Annotated in this window: 2 protein-coding genes; both read left to right on the plus strand. The window is 50.4% G+C overall.

Annotated features, from left to right (window positions below):
* Positions 1–251, plus strand: a 251-nt coding sequence (locus Q0418_RS04440) for a hypothetical protein (RefSeq protein WP_298482625.1), incomplete at its 5' end; no start/stop codon positions are given.
* Positions 252–751: 500 nt separating this feature from the next.
* The gene (gene dnaN / locus Q0418_RS04445; protein ID WP_298482627.1) at positions 752–1,858 is read left to right on the plus strand and encodes a DNA polymerase III subunit beta; all 1,107 of its coding nucleotides are present in this window, start codon (positions 752–754) and stop codon (positions 1,856–1,858) included.
* The last annotated feature ends 131 nt before the right edge of the window (positions 1,859–1,989 follow it).

Here is a 1,989-nt window from a genome sequence, read left to right on the forward strand (position 1 = left end):
CTGACGAAAAATCTGACGGCGCATCTGACGCACAATCTTTGTGCGGTATTGCCCTAGATCTTGAAAACGTTCCAGTGGAACGTTTTCAAATCAACACCCCAATTTTCACCGCTAAACCGCACTTTCCACCCCATCTCCACAATAGCAATCCGGTTTTCCACACCACTTTCAACAACCTGTGGAAAAGTCATGTGGAGAAAAAATCCCCCATATCCCTGTACCGTTCCGGACAAGGGCAGATTCACTTGTGAAAAGCCCTGTGGAATCCTGTGTAATGCATTCTCCACAGGCTGTGGATTCCCAAAACGGGAGAAGCCCGGTTCTCCACCGATTTCTCCACAAACTTTCCCTTTCCACTCCACAATGTTTCAAGATCTCCACAGCTGTGAAAAGTCTCCACTTTTCCGGAAAATTTCCACGGCGGCTGTGTGCAGAAGATCTTTCGCAAACTCCATGCAAAAGGGGGATTTCCACAGTTTCCAGCCCTCTACTACGACTACTATCTTTTTATTTGTTTGTTTTGTTGTGTTTTGCAGCTCCGCTGCTTTCTCATAAGGTAGGGTTTGGGTTGTCCGCCTGGGATGGACATTACAAAACTGTACACTCAGGACGGACAAATGGAAAACAGTACGGATTTTCTATAACAATAATGAGATGCGGATAAGATCCGCAAGGTTTATATCAATTATCCCAAGCACTTTGAAACAGCGGAAACTCCGGTTTTTGCTATGTATATAAGGAAGAACAAATTATGTTGAAATTTACTTGTGACAGACAGACATTCTGCACGGCGATCACGCATGTTGCAAAGGGTGTCTCTCAGAAATCCACCATTCCGGCGCTGGAACGGTTGAAACTGCGTCTGGATCATGATATCCTGGAACTGACAGGCTATGATCTGGAATTCGGCATTCAGCGCAGCATTGAGGTGGAATCCAGCAGTGTGGGCGAGTTTGTGATTCTCCCACGTCTGCTTAGTGAAGCTGTCCGCCGGTTTTCCGGGGATAGAGTGACCATGGAAGTGGATGACAACTTCGTGGTAAAATTGTTCTGCGACGCCACGGAGTTTCAGATCTCCGCCATGTCTGCGGAGGAATATCCGGCGCTGCCCAGTCTGGATCTCAGTGCCGGAATGCAGATCGAACAGCCGGTGCTGGGCTCCATGATCCGCCAGACACATTATGCGGCATCTGTCAGCGAGGCAAAGCCGGTGCTCACCGGCGAATTGTTTGAAGTGGAAGGCGACACGCTCCATGTGGCTGCCATTGACGGCTATCGTCTGGCAGTGCGCCAGGAGCCCATCTCCAGCGCTGAGCCTTATCGGTTTGTGGTACCGAAGCGTACCCTTTTGGAGGTGGCAAACATGCTCCGGGATGAGGCGGAGGAGCTTTGCACTATCTCCGCAGACCGCCGGCATGTGGTGTTTGAATTCAACGGCTATACGGTATTTTCCCGGCTGCTGGAGGGTGAATTCCACAATTATCGCAGCAGCATTCCGTCTGCCTTTGATACGGAGATCACCATTGATGCCAGTGAGCTGACACGCTGCCTGGAACGGTGTTCCCTGCTGATCAGCGGCAAATATAATGCGCCGGTGCGGTGCACGTTCTCGGGGAATTCTCTGGGGATCTGGTGCAAGACCGGTATTGGCGAGATCAACGACAAGATCCCGGCGCAGATCAGCGGTCCGGATGTGACCATTGGTTTTGATAACCGGTTTTTGCTGGATGCGGTACGTGCAGCGGATTGCGATCAGATCAAGATCCAGCTCACCGGCGGCAATCGTGTGGCAAAATTGGTGCCGCCGCAGGGCGAAAGCTTTATTTTCCTGCTGATGCCCATCCAGCTGAGACAGTAAATAGAATGAGGAATGGTGAAAAAAAGTAACTTTTCCCGACAGAAAAGCCTGCAAATCACGCTTTACCTAAGGCAATACCGCACAAAGAGCGCCTGGCGGCTTTGCACGTCATATGCTTGCATCTTTTCCGT

Origin of the sequence: uncultured Ruminococcus sp., from assembly GCF_937915125.1 — a bacterium.
Lineage (GTDB): Bacteria > Bacillota > Clostridia > Oscillospirales > Ruminococcaceae > Ruminococcus_C.